We start from the raw sequence: 15,620 nt of genomic DNA, 5'->3' as shown, positions 1-15,620 counted from the left end.
CTGTTATTTCAAAGCACAAAATAACAATTATATTTAGTGTGAATGAAATCTTTTAGCCGAAACTTAACAAATCGATTTAAGTTTATTGCCAGGCTACAACAGCCAATCCAACCAAACTGCCAATTACGATAACAGGTAAGGCGGCTGTTTTGAGAACAGACATCCTTCGTGAATGGATTTTAGTTATTTCAGAAAGGGGAAAAGTTTCCTGTCGTCCTACAGACATTATGGTCACATTATTTTCGTCAATGGCTTTGATTTTTAGATTTTCGGATTTGTTGTTCCGCTCTATTTTATAAGTCCTTCCAACTTCCATGTTGGATGCTGGTGCGTTATAGGCCCTGTAGGTAAAACAACTTTGGAATAAAAATGCAATGGATAAAATAAGGAACAGTTTTCTCATGGCTTTTAATTTAAGGTTAGACTTTAATTATAACGTAATAATTTGTTTTTTAGTGTGTTATCTGTAAAATTAACTGTGAGCCATTGCCATGCAGACGATGCTGATTTTGATATTCGGGATTTTTAAAAGTGCACGGCTGCAGGCTTCAAGTGTAGAACCCGTAGTCATCACATCGTCAATAAGCAGGAAATGCCTGCCGTGATGTTTCTCTGAAAAATCGACGTCAAATACGGTTAAAATCACATCAGCCCTGCCCAAAAGGTCTTTTTTGGTTTGCGTCTTTGTATACAGTTTCCGGTGTAGAAGCGTATCGTCATACGGAATTTCAAGATTTGCCGACAAAGCTTTTCCAAAACCTTCCACCTGATTGTAGCCGCGTTCGCGAAGTCTTTTTTGATGAAGCGGAACCGGAATGATATAATCGATATTTTTTAGTTGTTTCGAATCCTTTAAGACTTCGCTGTACCAATCGCCAATCGTTCTGCCGATTTCCTCCTGGCCTTTGTATTTCAGCTTGTGGATCATTTCCTGGACAATTCCTTTTTTGTGGAAATAAAACAAGGCAGCACCAAACTCAATCGGAATCCTACCGTACAATTTCTGGAAGATTTCATTATCCTCAATGTTGTGGTGATTCGTCAGCGGAATTTCATGCCTGCATTGGGTACAAATCACCTTTTCGTCACTCAATAAAAAGGATTCGCAACCGGCACAGGACTTTGGAAAAAATAGATTTAAGAGATTTTGAATCATATAAATGTAAATTTCAGAGATAAAGGGAATAAAAAAGTATACTTTATCTGTACTTTTTCCATCTGTTTTATATTTTTGCAGCATTATGGCAAAACAAGAAGATTTATTTAAGAACGTAGTTTCGCATGCAAAGGAGTACGGATTCATATTTCCGTCAAGCGAAATTTACGACGGTTTGAGCGCAGTCTATGATTATGCGCAAAACGGAGTAGAATTAAAAAAGAACATTAGGGAATATTGGTGGAAAGCCATGGTTCAGATGCATGAAAACATTGTAGGTCTTGATGCCGCAATTTTGATGCACCCAACAACCTGGAAGGCTTCGGGCCACGTTGATGCGTTTAACGACCCATTGATTGACAATAAGGATTCCAAAAAAAGATACAGGGCTGACGTTTTGATTGAGGATTATGCCGAAAAACTGAACCTGAAAGCCAAAAAGGAAATCGAAAAGGCACGCGAGCGTTTTGGAGATGCTTTTGATGAAGAGCAATACAAAACCACCAATCCAAGAGTAATGGAATACCTTTCGAAAGAAAGGGAAATCCTTGAAAGAATGGGGCGTTCTTTGGGGAACGGAGATTTGGAAGACGTAAAAAACCTGATTGAGGAACTGGAAATCGCCGATCCTGAAACGGGTTCGAGAAACTGGACCGACGTAAAGCAGTTCAACCTGATGTTTGGAACCAAACTCGGAGCTTCTGCCGAAAACGCAATGGATTTATACCTTCGTCCGGAAACGGCTCAGGGAATTTTTGTAAATTTTTGTAATGTGCAGAAATCAGGAAGGATGAAAGTACCGTTTGGAATTGCCCAAACCGGTAAAGCATTCCGTAACGAAATCGTAGCACGTCAGTTTATTTTCCGTATGCGGGAGTTTGAGCAGATGGAGATGCAGTTTTTCGTAAAACCGGGAGAAGAGATGAAATGGTACGAATACTGGAAAACCACGCGTTTGAACTGGCATTTGTCCCTTGGATTAGGAAAACAGAACTACCGTTTCCACGACCACGAAAAACTGGCTCATTATGCCAATGCTGCTGCCGATATCGAGTTCAATTTCCCATTTGGGTTTAAAGAACTGGAAGGAATCCACTCGAGGACCGATTTCGATTTGAAGGCACACGAACAATATTCGGGTAAAAAACTGCAATACTTTGACAACGAAACCAATTCTAACTACGTTCCTTATGTAGTGGAAACTTCGGTTGGTTTGGACCGGATGTTCCTTGCGGTATTTGCGACCTCTTTAAAGGAAGAAACTTTGGAAGATGGTTCGACACGTACAGTCTTGAGTTTACCTTCGGTATTGGCACCTACAAAGGCTGCGGTACTGCCATTGGTAAAGAAAGACGGACTGCCGGAGGTTGCCCAGAAAATCATCGAGGATTTGAAATGGGACTTCAACGTAGCGTATGATGAAAAGGATGCTGTAGGACGTCGTTACAGAAGACAGGACGCCTTGGGAACACCATTCTGCATTACCGTTGACCACCAAACCCTGGAAGACCAAACTGTAACCATCCGCCACCGTGATTCAATGGCGCAGGATAGGGTTAAGATAGCCGATTTAAGAAACATCATCAACGAAGAAGTTTCGGTGAGGAACTGGCTGATGAAGATGTAATTACAATACTGTCATTCCCGCGAAGGCGGGAACTCAAACCCAAACTTTTGTTTGGGTTTTTTATTTGTCCTGATAAAGCAAAGCGTGAATTCTAGCCCCGATTGGAGCTGGCTACCGTGTAGCGCGGAAAGCGGGACTGCATATCCTGCTAAAGCCTTACGCAGTGCTCCTTCAGAAGGATTTGAGAAAAGAGGTGTAAATTTCGTTTGTAAGCATTCTTCCGCTTAAGCATCAAAATATTAACTATTTAACGATTAATATTAACAATTTAACAATTTTGTAACCCAAATCGATACTTTCGTTATAACGAAAATCCAGACGGTTGAACGATTAAATTTTCGTGTTCGGAATATAAGTATAATCTTAGCCAGGTAAAATTAGTTTCCCCAAACTACCGCTAAAACTGCCACTGATGTTTTCCCTAAACCAACGGAGAAACATTAATGAGCCATACGTTTATTATTATTGATGACAATCAGGAAGATGTCACGAAAACCCAGGCTATTGCCGAGCGTTTTCGCAATTTGTCGTTCCTGGCATCGGCGAATAATTATGACGATGGCGTAAACCTAATCCTCGAACACCAGCCTCATCTGGTTTTTCTCGAAATAGATCCTGCAGACAAAAAAAGCAACCTTTCGCTGGCGCTCATCAACGAATTGTACCGTTACCTTAAGGTAGTTCCGAAAATCATTGTTACCACCAGCAAAAAAGAGTTGGCGTATGATGCCCTGCAGTATGAAGTGGTGGATTATCTGCTAAAACCGTTAAACATCAACGATTTCAGGAAGGCAATCCTAAAATTTGACCGTGCCATCCAGTCGGATTTGCCACACATGGAAGTCAAGAATCCGGTTGCCACTTATGAAGTGCTCGACGAAACCGAAGCCGCAGTACTGGAAGAAGAGGAAATAGAAGTAGACGTAAACGACATCGAGGTAAAGGTAACGCCAATGCCAATGCCGGTGGAAAAACCAACGGTAGTGCAGCAGCCCGACCAGTCGTTGGTGATTTGCGTAAAATCGTATGGGGATTACCGTTATATTGATTCGGCAGACGTGCTGTATTTTGAGGCCGATAACAATTCTACCGACATCCACCTGAACAATGGCGAGATGATTACCGCCTTTAAAACGCTCAAGCATTTTGAAACCGTACTGCCTCCTACGCAGTTCCTGCGCATCCACAACAGTTATATCATCAACGTAAACCAGGTTTCGCGTATCCATACCGGAAACACGGTCTGCTATATCAAAAACTCCACCACCAAACTACCGTTCTCCAAGTCTTATAAAGAGAATGTCGATTTGATTATCAGCAGGATTGCTGCAGGGAATTATTTGGAGATATAGAAAAAAACCGTATTTTAGCATAAAATTCTTACGTGTGGAAATACAGGTTTTAATGGTTGACGATCATCCACCGATAATTGAAGGGTATAAGTCTATCTTGTCTTTCAATCCTCATGGATATAAATTGAACACTGTTGCCGCTTACAGTTGTGAAGCGGCATATAATGCCATTATCAATGCCAGGCAAATGTTTGAGATAGTATTCCTGGATTTGACTTTGCCTCCATTTCCTGAAAAAAACCTTAATTCGGGAGAAGATTTAATTCCGATTGTTAGAAAATATCACCCAGAATCCAAAATAATTGTCCTGACATCACATTCAGAATCCATAGTTCTTTTCAAATTATTGAATGACTACAAACCACAAGGATTATTAGTTAAAAGTGATTTTCAATCACCAGAATTAACAGCTGCCTTTGATTCTATAGTAAGAGGAGAGACTTTTTATAGCCAAACCGTCATTAAACATCAGAAATCCTGGGAGGAAAAGAATAAAGTAATGGACAACTACAACCGCCAAATTCTTTTACTGCTATCTCAGGGCGTGAAAACCAAAAGCCTTCCTGATTTACTTCATCTTTCAAAAAGTGCAATAGATAAGAGAAAAGCAATTATTAAGCAAATTTTCGGCATTGACAAAGGCACTGATGAAGATATTCTTAGGGAAGCCAGAAGGCAAGGCTTGCTCTAACATAAAATCGTAATCAACTTAATGACACAACATTTTGAAAATGTACATTTTAAGTGTACTGAAATGTTAAAACTGTAAGCTAATTTTATCCTATCAAAATCAAATATTTACTAATCTAACTTGATTTTAATGGGAGTAAAAGTGGCCTGCCACCACATTGTGACACGATACAGAAATCTTTCTTTTTTGTAGGGAATCAGAAGAAACCAACGTTTATTTTAGAGGTTTGTTATTAAACGGTGGACTTGACTAAACCAACCAAAAAAAAAGCAGCCCAACTTTATATGTTTTCGAGGACACAAAGCTGGACTGCAATAAATTAATTATTATTCAAAATTATGAAAAATTTACTATTCGGCATAATTGCCACGATTTTATTTGCGTTTAACGGGAATGCGCAAAAAGTAACACAAGAAGAACTAAGATTGATATTAGCCCAAGGAATGGCTGATTTTACAAGCTCATTAAAACCGGCATTTGAGAAATCGAAAAATGTTGAAGACTTTAAAAAAAGAGTTACCGGTAATTGGTATTCAAAGATTCCAACTGAAGGCAACGATTTATTAGAGGCATCTTATGAACTACTTTCTAAAAAAACTTCCAATGATGATATATTGAAGAACTATAACGGTAAAGAAATGGCGGTTGCAGCATTATATATAGATTCACTATCCAAAAAAGGCGTTCAAACAGATGGAACTGAATTGTTTGGAGGCACAACGGGTGATTTTAATCCTTATTCAGAGACTGTTTCTGCCAAATGCAGATGGTATCAGTTAGCCTGCTGGATTAAAGAGATTTTTGGTGATGGAGGAGGGCAAATAATAGTTGATGGAATGGTTCAAGTGGTAAGAGACCTATTGTCAAATATTCGCTTTTAAAGTAGAAATTAAATAACATGGTGCATGCATTATGTATGCACCATTAATCTCAGCATATGAAAAAAACTCTCTTTTATATTTTACTAACTATTTGTTTGACAAGCTGTCTTAATTTTAAAGCTAATCTAGCTTTCAAACTTGTTGGAGCTTTTGATGATTCAATAAAATTGTCAAAATTGTCAAGCAATGAAAAAGAGGTGGTTTTTATACCTATGCATCATTTAGGGACTAAACTTTTTTATGAAGATGTAAAAACTAATATTGATTCACTAAAAAAAGAAGGATATTTTTTTTATACAGAAGAAGTGAGTGTAAAGAGGACAGATACTATTACAATTAGGAAGGCTATTAGAATAACTGGCATTCCTTTTTCAAAAGATAATTCAGGATACAAACATTATTTTGATTCAATATATAATGGGAAGGTTAGATTAAAAAAAGAGTTGATGAATCAACCGAAATATTTTATGCTGGGACTAGATTCACTTAATAGTGAAAATGTGGATGTCACTTATAGGGATATGGTCAATTATTATGAGAACAAATATGGAGAGATAATACTGCAACCTTGTGATTTTGAAAAAAGCTTTTATGAAATACCAAATTGCAAAGAAAAAGCTATTGAAAAAAGCCAAAGGAGAGAGCTAATAATTGATTTTAGAAATAGAAATGTCGTTAATACAATCTTGAAAGAAAAGAGGAAAAAAATTGCAATAATATATGGCGAAGATCATTTCAAGGGAATCAAGGAAGAATTATTAAAACAAGGATTTAAAATAGAGCAGAATTGAAATAAAATCAAATGAAAAAAATCATTTTTATCATTTACATATTTTTCCCATGGTATTTGTTTCCCCAATCGAATCTTGAAACAGCTATTAAAGGAGGAGAATTACTTCTAAGCGGCCTGTCAATACTTAAGGTTGCTAAATCGGATTCAAAACCAAAAAGCAAGGTAATTGAAAGTGTTTGTGTCAAAAACAAACTCAATGAAAAAATTACTTTTAGGATTATGGGAGAAAATAAGGACGGAGACGATATTAAAAAAGAACTCGTCATCCCAAAAGACGGAAAAGAATGCCTCTTTGTACTGCCAAAAGGCATTTATACTTACGAAATTGTGTTGCCAAATAAAGAAATTTATAAAAAAGGCGAATACAAGTTTGAAGAAGATGTTGTAATCACTGTTAAGGAAGAATGAGTTTAAAAATTTATAAAAATGTACACTTTTAGTGTATCAAAAAGTAAAATCATCGATATACTTTTACAATATCAAATAACAGTGATTTTAATTAATGTAAAGGTTGATTAAAATTATAGGAATGAAAAAAGGAATATTTAATTCAATTGCAATCATTCTGTTTGTATTTATAGGTCATTCACAAGAGAAGTGTGAATTTAAATCAGGATCGATTGTTACCAGGTTTAATAATGAAGTAATAGAATACAAGTTTAAGTCTCTTGAAGATTTAGATAAAGAAATTGAAGAGATTGTTAAAGAATTTGACTTCTCTGGTTTGGAGAATAAAAAAGACAACTGTAAAATTGCAATAGAGCTTAAACTTGAAATAGGCATTGGAGTAAATACAGTCCTATTATCTCAAATAATGACAGTTAATTGCGAAAGCGAATCTGCAACGATAATTGCCAAGAAGCTTAAGCAAGTTTTGCTTGCGGCGGTAATTTGATAACGAAATTGCAAGGCAGAAAGGAAAATGAATGCATAAATTCATTTAATTGTGGGAAATTGGGTTTCGACTACTTGTCGGAGCCCAATTTATTTATATATATTGCTATTTATGATTAAAGTTTTATTTTATTCCGGACTATTTTTTTTGCTTTTAGCGGGTTGTACTTCCAAGATTGAAGATAAGAAGGAGCAGGCTGCGAATGACTCTATTCAAAAGTATTTGGATTTAGCAAAGAACGGCAATTTAGATTTCGAAAAAAGAAAAAAATATAATGACATTGCTTATTCATACCTAGATTTAACTAAAAATGATAGCTTAACAAGATGGCATTTATATTTTGTTGGCATTAACAATTCTAATTTGACATGTTTTGATAAACTCAAGCAAAATTCAGATGAACTATCCTTATTGGCTTTCGAATCAAATGATCAATTAAGTATTGCTGATGCAAATAAATTGAAAGGACTACACTTTATGTATACTTCTCAAAACGATAAGGCAATAGAATGCTTCTATAAAGCAAAAAAGATATTGTTAAAATTAAATTTCCCCAAACGAATAATAGCTTTAAATAAAGATATAGCTCAAGTTCAGTATTATTCTAGTGATTTTCTTGGAAGTAATAAAACATTATTTGAAAATCTTCATTACATCGAAGAAGTGAGAAAAAAATTAAAAACTTCATATAAGAATTTAAATCAAGATCTTTATAGAAATTATTCCACAATCGCTGGTAATTTTTCCGCATTACTAGATTATGAAAATTCAATTTTATATGATAAAAAGGCTTTAAAATACGCTGATAACAAAATAAGAAATATTATTACATCATATTCAGGAATCGCTAGTGCATATTTTGATCTCAAGGATTATGATAAAGCAGAAGACTATGTAAAAAAAATATTAGACAATCCGCAAACAAAATCTACTAATCCGGAAAGTTACTACTTCATGACAGCTGTTTTAACCCGGATTAAAATGGAAAAAAATAATATAGATGGAATGCCTGAGATTTTTTATGAGATTGATAATTATTATAATGATAATGATGATTTAGGAGGTCAAGACTACAATCAAAAAAATCTGTCTATCTACTATCTTAAAGTAATGGATACAGTAAATGCTATAAAAGCAGCAAAAAAAGCACTTTTAATTTCAAAAAGTTACAAAAACCCAATAGATATATTAGGTAGTTTGAAACAGCTTATAGAAGTTGATAAAAAAAATGCTTCAAAAAATGCCGAAGCATATATCCGAATAAGCGACAGTATGCAATTAGCTGAACGTCAATTTAGAAATAAATTTGCCCAAATTGAATACGAGACAGATGTAATAATAAATGAGAAAGAAGCCGCCATTAAGCAGAAATGGATTATAGGAGGAATCTCTGGATTTATAATAGTAATTGTGATATTACTACTTGTAATTTCCACACAACGTTCAAAAGAGAAAGAGTTAAGGCTCTTACAAGTGCAGCAGAAAACTAATGAGGAAATATATGACTTAATGCTTTTACAAAAAAGCAAAGAGGAACAGGCAAGGCATGATGAGAAAAAAAGAATAGCTTTGGAATTGCATGATGGAGTAATGAACAGATTAGCCAGCACTAGGCTGAATTTAGATGTACTAAATCATAGAAGAGATAACAAGACAATTGAAGAATGCTTAAACCATATTAACGGGATTTATAAAATAGAGCAGGAAATAAGAAACATATCGCACGATTTGACATTAGAAACTTTTAATGAAAATAACAGTTTTATAGCTCTGCTAAATGATTTTGTATCTACGCAAAACAATACATTCATTACTCAATATATGCTCGAAATGGATGAATCTATACAATGGGAAATCATTTCTGGAAATATCAAAATGAATCTATTCAGGATCATTCAGGAAGCCAGTCATAATATTAACAAGTTTGCACAAGCAAATAATGCCATGATTAGTTTTATCCTGGACGGTGAAAATATATGTCTATCAGTAAGCGATGACGGGAAAGGATTTGAAGCCGAAAAAACAATGCCGGGAATTGGATTAAAAAATATAGAGTTAAGAGTCGATTCTCTCAAAGGAAAGTTTAGTATCCGCTCAATAAAAGGCAAAAGTACATCTCTTAATATTGCTGTTCCGCTTGCATAATTACATATTGATTACTCACTTCAAAACTTCATAAAAAGGTTTAGAATTTTTACCTAATCCACTAATTTCATTTGTTCATTCACCCAGATTTCCCGTTTATCTCATAAATTGGACTTTTAATAAAGTCAATAAAATCAAGGTTTTACGTTAAAATTGCAAAAAACCCAAAAATCATCCACTCGGATTTGGGTATCATCCACTATCAAACGACATCATTTCACCATAAACGCCCTTTTTCATATCACCCGATACAGATAACCGATATATTTTTACATCGTGAAAGTGCAACAGCCTCAAATCAAATTGAAAAGGCACACACAAAAAAACGAAAGCAAAACAAAAATATAAAAGTCTCAAATTATGAAAAAATTAGCAACAACATTCGGGTTATTGGCATTAATGTTAATTGTCACGTCATTTACAACTCCAGAAATCGGAGGAAAAAGTACTCCAGGTGACTTAGGTACAGGTGGAGGAACAGGTAATGGTTTAGAAATCGGTGGGAAAAGTACTGATGGAGGATTAAATACTGGAGGTGGTTATGAAATCGGTGGAAAAAGTACTGATGGAGGATTAAACACTGGAGGTAGTTTAGAAATCGGCGGGAAAAGTACCGGAGGAACTATATAAGTAAAATACATTCAATATAATGTAAGCCACTAATTTTATTTAGTGGCTTTTTTTTTGTGTTAGTTTGTTACATTTGTTAAATAATTAACTGGACTTGAAAATAAGATACGCTACTTTAATTCTTCTGACATTCTTTTGCGCCTGTACAAAAAAGAAACCTCAAGATGTTTCTGAAAATAAAAATATTTCAGATAGAGGCGAATATTTCCTAAAACTCTCAAACCAGGAAAAATATAGTGACGAACAAAGAGTTAAATTTTTAGGCAACGCATTTAAACTTGCGTCTAATAATAACAATACTCAGCAAACACGAAATTTGCTGAGTGATATCGCATTCCAATATTATAATTTTAATATTGAAGAAGGGTTTGATAAATCTTCCAAAGTACTACTTAAATATTCATTGTCATCTTCTGACTCGGTGAATTTGGGAAAAGCCTACAGATGTAGAGCTTTCTTTTATAAAAATGAACAAGTACTTGATAGTGCATTCATATATTTTTCAAAGGCAGAAAAGCTCTATCAAAAGGACCAATTAACTTTAGCAAATATTTGTTTAAATAAGGGAGTAGTACAATATTTGGTAACAGACTTTCTTGGTGCTGAGTTATCACTTTCCAGAGCATATTCAATTTATAAAGATTCAGATAACAAGAGAAACTTATATGGCACATTAAATCAACTCGGTTTAGTTTACAATGAACTTAAAGAATATGACAAAGCTGTTTTTTATCATACAAAAGCTCTAGAAACTGTTCGCCAGTTTAATTTACAGGATGAAAATCATCAAGAAGCAGTCTGCTACAACAATCTAGGTTATTTATATATTAAACAAAAAAAATATGGTGAAGCGATTGTTAATTTTGAACAAGGGTTAAAAGATAAATCCATTCTTAAAGATGATCCTGATTTGTATTCTCTTTTAATTGATAATTTAGCCTATTCACGTTTGGAGTCCTCTAATTATGAAGGACTGCCAAAATTATTTTTCGATGCGCTTGAAATAAGAAAAAAATTGAATGACCCTACTGTAATTGTTGGAAGTTATATTCATATTTCGGAATATTATCAAAAGAAAGGTGATGTGAGTTTATCTATAAAATATTCTCAAGATGCATTGAATGTTGCTAAGGCCTCTAAAATCCCAGGCAATATTGTACTAGCATTAAAACAGGCACAAGTAGTTGACATCAAAAAATCATCAAAATATTCTGCAGACTATATCAGAATTAGTGACAGTCTTCAAATAGTAGAACGACAATCTAAAGATAGGTTTAATCGAATTCGTTTGGAAACAGACGAAATCATTCAGGAAAAAGACGTACTAGAAGGCAGAAATCGCAGGTTACTTTACGTTTTCATCGTCACCATTATCCTCGTCTCCTTATTATTCGTAGTAAGGGCGCAACGAGCCCGAACGCGGGAGTTATTGTTTAAGCAGAACCAGCAGAAAGCCAATGAGGAAATCTTTAACCTGATGATGTCGCAGCAATCTATCATTGACGAGAGCCGAAACAAGGAAAAGAAACGCCTTGCCCAGGATTTGCATGACGGGGTTTTAGGAAGAATGTTTGGGTTGAGGTTAAACTTAGACAGCCTTAACTCGAGCACAGATGCCGATTCGATGCAGAAAAGATTGGAACTGCTCAACGAGCTCAAAACCATCGAACAGGATATCCGTGAAATTTCACACGACCTAAATAGGGAAAAAATGGTTTTAATTAATAACTTTGTATCAATCGTGCACAATTTACTGGAAGAACAAAAATCCCTGCACGAGGCAAACGTTGAATACCATATTGAAACCAAAATCGACTGGGATAAGATAGGAAATGCCATAAAAATTAACCTGTATCGAATTCTGCAGGAAGGTTTACAAAATATCAACAAGTACGCCAATGCTAAGGAAATTAAGGTTGACATTAGCGGAGATGCTGAAAATGTCTACCTAAAAATACAGGACAACGGAATTGGCTTTGATGTCAATAAGAAAAGCAAAGGAATCGGAATGCAGAACATGATTTCAAGGACTCATGATTGCCAGGGAATCATAGACATCAGCTCTAAAAAAGACCATGGAACCAAAATTATAATCACAGTCCCAATAGAAACTAAACAACCAATCGAAGCATGACAAATCCAATCAACATTTTAATAGTAGACGATCACCCGTTCATTATCCAGGCGTATCGCAATGCGTTAGATAAATACAGCCAGCAGGGATATGAGTTTGTGGTGACGCAGGCCAACAATTGCAAAACCGGCTATGAAAGCATTATGGAGGCCAAAACTCCTTTTAATGTGGCTTTTTTTGATATCAGTATGCCCGAATACGCAGAAAAAGGAATTTATTCCGGTGAAGACCTGGCAGCTTTGATGAAAACCGAAATGCCGGACTGCAAAATCATCCTGTTGACGATGCATACCGAATTACTCAAAATCAACAACATCATCAAAAACATCAATCCAAGTGGATTAGTAATCAAAAATGATTTGACTTTTGATGAGCTGATTTTTGCATTCGACAAAATCATAAACGAAGAGAGCTATTACAGCCAAACCGTTATCAAACTGGTAGGACAGGCACAATACAACAATATCGAATTGGATGCCTTTGACAAGCAAATCCTGTTTCACTTATCGAAAGGTGTTAAGACCAAAGATTTGCCACAATACATTCCGTTATCGCTTAGCGCAATTGAAAAACGCAAGCTGAATATCCGTGAAATACTTGAAGTGACAGGCGGAACCGATGTCGATTTGATCAACGAAGCCAAAACAAAAGGTGTCATTTAACGATTATGCGGGAAACCGTAACAGTCCTTTAAAATACATGCCCTAAATTAGCTTTAGATTTTAGGGTTATTAAGTAGATTAAGGCTATAACACTAGTGTTACAGTTTGATTTATTAAGAATTCAGGGGAAAAAAAGCGATACTTTTAAGTATCGCTTTTTTATTTATTCATCCATGGCATCCCAACCTCGGGCTTTTAAAGGAATCTTGGTATTGGCTCTTGTAATCAGGTGAATGCCTTCGCTTTCCTGGGTCAGGTGACCAATTACCGTAAAGTTTGGATTGGCTTTTATTTTGTCAAAATCTTCCAAAGCAATCGTAAACAGCAATTCATAGTCTTCTCCACCATTAATGGCAACAGTCGTACTGTCGATATTGAATTCCTCACAAACATTAATAAATTGTGGATCAACCGGAATTTTTTCTTCGTATAGATTGCAGCCAACTTTCGACTGTTTGCAGATATGGATAATTTCAGAAGACAAACCATCCGAAATATCAATCATCGAAGTAGGTTTTACTTCGAGTTTCCTCAATAATTCCTTGATATCATGGCGTGCTTCCGGTTTTAACTGGCGTTCTATCAAATAAGTATAAGCATCCAAATCGGGTTGATTGTTTGGATTTACCTGGAATACTTGTTTTTCACGCTCCAAAACCTGTAATCCCATGTAAGCCGAACCCAAATCGCCACTAACCACAAGCAAATCGCCATTGTTGGCACCGTCTCTATAAACAATATCTTCAGCATTAGCCTCACCAATTGCGGTAATGGAAATAATCAATCCTTTTTGAGAGGAAGTAGTATCACCACCAATCACATCTACATCATAGAATTTGGCCGCCAAGGCAATTCCGTCAAATAAATCCTCAAGGGCTTCCAGCGGAAAACGATTGGAAACCGCCACCGAAACCGTAATTTGGGTAGCTTTGGCATTCATTGCGCAAATGTCAGAGACGTTTACGACCACAGCTTTGTAACCCAAATGACGCAAAGGCATATAGGACAAATCAAAGTGAACGCCTTCAATCAGCAAATCAGTAGAAACAACGGCTTTTTTATCCTTAAAATCCAAAACCGCTGCATCATCGCCAATGCTTTTTAATGTTGACGGTTGTTTTACCTCAAATCTTCTGGTCAAATGTTCAATCAGGCCAAATTCACCCAATTGGGAAAGTGAGGTTCGTTGCGGAGATTTATCTTCTAGCATTTTCTTTTAGTTTTGAGGTGCAAAGGTACGAAGTTTTTACGCTTTGAATTTCCTGAAGGACTGAATCATTTCGTAGATACCGAAGGCGATCACAATTTTACCAAAAATAAAAATAATCCAGCTTAAAGGGTTTGTCAGATATACTCTTTCAGTTTCCAATGGATTATAGAAATCGGTCACCAAAAAGAATCGGAAAAAGCCAGAGGTAAATTGAGTCCAGTTTTTTAAATCAAAGGCATTATTGTAGTTTTCAGTAATAAACAATAAAGAGAAAAATAGAAATCCTGATAAAAGCGTAAAATTTAATGCTCTTATCCAACTATTCCCAAAATCGGTAGATATTTTGGTCATATAAAGAATCGACTTGTCGATAAAATGATTATTCCAATTCAATTCATTGTAGTAAGTTGCCATTTCATAGTTTTTGAAACGGTTAAAATCAATTCTATTTTCAGCTCTCTGTAATTCCTGCTTTATAATTCTAATAGCACTTCTACTACAGTTTTCGATATTATTGATTCGAATGTCATCAAACAATGCGCCTTTTTCAAAAATGGTTTGATGGATCCAGATAACATTCAGTTTTATTTCTTGAAAATAACTTAGTTGTAAAAAAACATTGTCTTTAAGAGTGAATGTGTTTATTCTTGAATAATTAAAATTTACTGAGTCATGAAATTTTGAGTCCATAATTATAATCCCAGTAAGCGCCTTACTTATCATATTTTGAAAATAAGCGGGTTTATTAAATATACAATCCCTGAAACTTAATGCTCCTACGATTTTCGAGTTGTTAAAGGATAATTTTTCAAAAGTGCAGTCTATAAAGTTTAAGCTGTCATATATTATTATATTTTCAAAATCTGTTAAATAACCAAAGGTTGAATCAATTACGGTAAGTTCACCAAATTGCGCATTGGTGAAGAATGTTCTAAATTCTTTTTTCTTTTCCGGGCTTCCGTTGTTTACAGTTAATACAAAAGACCCTTTTTCGTGATGATAATTTCTAAAATTCAATTCCTTGACTATTTCTACGTCAAGATGAATGTCTCCAATTAATCCCCTGTAGCCATTTTTACTAAATTGGATCTTTGTAAATTTTCCAGAGATGTTAACACTAGTTATCTTTTGAGTGTCCTGAAATAATAAATTGTTTAAGTAAATATCCTTAAAACGAAATGCGTCATTAAAAAGACATTCATTAAAATGGATTTCCATATCAGGATTACTAACTTCTTCTAACGTAAAGCCATTGAATTCGCACTTTATAAATTCTAATATTGAAATATATGGAAAGATGTCCTCTATGCCTTTCAATTCAGAAATAGGATGAAAAATTTCATTTTCAAACCTTCTCCTGCCATTTTTAATTTCTTCGGATAAATCAACCATATCAATAATTTAACTCATCCAAATTTAATCAAAAAACCCAACAACTTTTGCT

General features: G+C 35.1%; 15 protein-coding genes. 11 read left to right on the top strand and 4 right to left on the bottom strand.

Features of this window, described 5'->3' with window-relative positions:
- Positions 1-82: 82 nt before the first annotated feature.
- Together L1S31_RS03375 and L1S31_RS03370 are read right to left on the bottom strand one after the other, a co-directional pair.
- Positions 83-403: a hypothetical protein gene (locus tag L1S31_RS03375; RefSeq protein ID WP_236462136.1), complete on the bottom strand. Its 321-nt coding sequence runs from the start codon at positions 401-403 to the stop codon at positions 83-85.
- A 69-nt stretch (positions 404-472) separates the two neighbouring features.
- A complete protein-coding gene (locus L1S31_RS03370) occupies positions 473-1,156 on the bottom strand; it encodes a ComF family protein (RefSeq protein ID WP_236462133.1) in 684 nt (227 codons plus the stop codon).
- Positions 1,157-1,241: 85 nt separating this feature from the next.
- Between L1S31_RS03370 and L1S31_RS03365 the strand changes: the two genes are divergently transcribed.
- The 11 genes from L1S31_RS03365 (at position 1,242) to L1S31_RS03315 (ending at position 12,966) form a co-directional block, all read left to right on the top strand.
- Positions 1,242-2,783 carry a glycine--tRNA ligase gene (locus L1S31_RS03365; RefSeq protein ID WP_236462129.1) on the top strand — a complete coding sequence of 514 codons (1,542 nt, stop codon included), beginning with the start codon at positions 1,242-1,244 and terminating at the stop codon, positions 2,781-2,783.
- Between the two features lie 443 nt (positions 2,784-3,226).
- The gene (locus L1S31_RS03360) at positions 3,227-4,135 is read left to right on the top strand and encodes a LytR/AlgR family response regulator transcription factor (protein ID WP_236462126.1); all 909 of its coding nucleotides are present in this window, start codon (positions 3,227-3,229) and stop codon (positions 4,133-4,135) included.
- A gap of 34 nt (positions 4,136-4,169) precedes the next feature.
- Complete coding sequence (locus tag L1S31_RS03355; RefSeq protein WP_236462123.1) at positions 4,170-4,826, top strand: response regulator; 657 nt, start codon at positions 4,170-4,172, stop codon at positions 4,824-4,826.
- A gap of 338 nt (positions 4,827-5,164) precedes the next feature.
- The gene (locus L1S31_RS03350; RefSeq protein ID WP_236462120.1) at positions 5,165-5,707 is read left to right on the top strand and encodes a hypothetical protein; all 543 of its coding nucleotides are present in this window, start codon (positions 5,165-5,167) and stop codon (positions 5,705-5,707) included.
- A gap of 56 nt (positions 5,708-5,763) precedes the next feature.
- Positions 5,764-6,498: a hypothetical protein gene (locus tag L1S31_RS03345; RefSeq protein WP_236462117.1), complete on the top strand. Its 735-nt coding sequence runs from the start codon at positions 5,764-5,766 to the stop codon at positions 6,496-6,498.
- 11 nt (positions 6,499-6,509) lie between these two features.
- Complete coding sequence (locus tag L1S31_RS03340; RefSeq protein ID WP_236462114.1) at positions 6,510-6,908, top strand: hypothetical protein; 399 nt, start codon at positions 6,510-6,512, stop codon at positions 6,906-6,908.
- Positions 6,909-7,029: 121 nt separating this feature from the next.
- Entirely contained in the window at positions 7,030-7,395 is a 366-nt protein-coding gene (locus L1S31_RS03335) for a hypothetical protein (RefSeq protein WP_236462111.1), read from the top strand.
- A gap of 111 nt (positions 7,396-7,506) precedes the next feature.
- Entirely contained in the window at positions 7,507-9,540 is a 2,034-nt protein-coding gene (locus L1S31_RS03330) for an ATP-binding protein (RefSeq protein WP_236462108.1), read from the top strand.
- Positions 9,541-9,900: 360 nt separating this feature from the next.
- Positions 9,901-10,170, top strand: coding sequence for a hypothetical protein (locus L1S31_RS03325; protein ID WP_236462105.1), 270 nt, complete (start codon positions 9,901-9,903; stop codon positions 10,168-10,170).
- 94 nt (positions 10,171-10,264) lie between these two features.
- On the top strand, positions 10,265-12,304 hold the full coding sequence (locus tag L1S31_RS03320) for a tetratricopeptide repeat-containing sensor histidine kinase (RefSeq protein ID WP_236462100.1): 2,040 nt from the start codon (positions 10,265-10,267) through the stop codon (positions 12,302-12,304).
- The gene (locus tag L1S31_RS03315) at positions 12,301-12,966 is read left to right on the top strand and encodes a response regulator (protein WP_236462097.1); all 666 of its coding nucleotides are present in this window, start codon (positions 12,301-12,303) and stop codon (positions 12,964-12,966) included. The genes L1S31_RS03320 and L1S31_RS03315 overlap by 4 nt, the downstream gene beginning before the upstream one ends.
- A gap of 163 nt (positions 12,967-13,129) precedes the next feature.
- On the opposite strand, the gene thiL is transcribed toward L1S31_RS03315, so the two are convergent.
- Both thiL and L1S31_RS03305 read right to left on the bottom strand, forming a co-directional pair.
- A complete protein-coding gene (thiL, locus tag L1S31_RS03310; protein WP_236462094.1) occupies positions 13,130-14,176 on the bottom strand; it encodes a thiamine-phosphate kinase in 1,047 nt (348 codons plus the stop codon).
- A 36-nt stretch (positions 14,177-14,212) separates the two neighbouring features.
- Positions 14,213-15,568 (bottom strand): pentapeptide repeat-containing protein, encoded by a 1,356-nt coding sequence (locus tag L1S31_RS03305; RefSeq protein ID WP_236462091.1) that lies wholly within the window; start codon positions 15,566-15,568, stop codon positions 14,213-14,215.
- Positions 15,569-15,620: the final 52 nt, after the last annotated feature.

Source organism: Flavobacterium wongokense, from assembly GCF_021608265.1.
GTDB classification, from domain to species: domain Bacteria; phylum Bacteroidota; class Bacteroidia; order Flavobacteriales; family Flavobacteriaceae; genus Flavobacterium; species Flavobacterium wongokense.
Note: the sequence above shows the minus strand (reverse complement) of the source record. Positions and strands in the feature narration are given on the sequence as shown.

What these genes read in the sequence shown, in the direction of transcription:
- L1S31_RS03375 (WP_236462136.1), bottom strand. Translation starts at nt 403, where the DNA reads ATGAGAAAACTGTTCCTTATTTTATCCATTGCATTTTTATTCCAAAGT.
- L1S31_RS03370 (WP_236462133.1), bottom strand. Translation starts at nt 1,156, where the DNA reads ATGATTCAAAATCTCTTAAATCTATTTTTTCCAAAGTCCTGTGCCGGT.
- L1S31_RS03365 (WP_236462129.1), top strand. Translation starts at nt 1,242, where the DNA reads ATGGCAAAACAAGAAGATTTATTTAAGAACGTAGTTTCGCATGCAAAG.
- L1S31_RS03360 (WP_236462126.1), top strand. Translation starts at nt 3,227, where the DNA reads ATGAGCCATACGTTTATTATTATTGATGACAATCAGGAAGATGTCACG.
- L1S31_RS03350 (WP_236462120.1), top strand. Translation starts at nt 5,165, where the DNA reads ATGAAAAATTTACTATTCGGCATAATTGCCACGATTTTATTTGCGTTT.
- L1S31_RS03345 (WP_236462117.1), top strand. Translation starts at nt 5,764, where the DNA reads ATGAAAAAAACTCTCTTTTATATTTTACTAACTATTTGTTTGACAAGC.
- L1S31_RS03340 (WP_236462114.1), top strand. Translation starts at nt 6,510, where the DNA reads ATGAAAAAAATCATTTTTATCATTTACATATTTTTCCCATGGTATTTG.
- L1S31_RS03335 (WP_236462111.1), top strand. Translation starts at nt 7,030, where the DNA reads ATGAAAAAAGGAATATTTAATTCAATTGCAATCATTCTGTTTGTATTT.
- L1S31_RS03330 (WP_236462108.1), top strand. Translation starts at nt 7,507, where the DNA reads ATGATTAAAGTTTTATTTTATTCCGGACTATTTTTTTTGCTTTTAGCG.
- L1S31_RS03325 (WP_236462105.1), top strand. Translation starts at nt 9,901, where the DNA reads ATGAAAAAATTAGCAACAACATTCGGGTTATTGGCATTAATGTTAATT.
- L1S31_RS03315 (WP_236462097.1), top strand. Translation starts at nt 12,301, where the DNA reads ATGACAAATCCAATCAACATTTTAATAGTAGACGATCACCCGTTCATT.
- thiL (WP_236462094.1), bottom strand. Translation starts at nt 14,176, where the DNA reads ATGCTAGAAGATAAATCTCCGCAACGAACCTCACTTTCCCAATTGGGT.
- L1S31_RS03305 (WP_236462091.1), bottom strand. Translation starts at nt 15,568, where the DNA reads ATGGTTGATTTATCCGAAGAAATTAAAAATGGCAGGAGAAGGTTTGAA.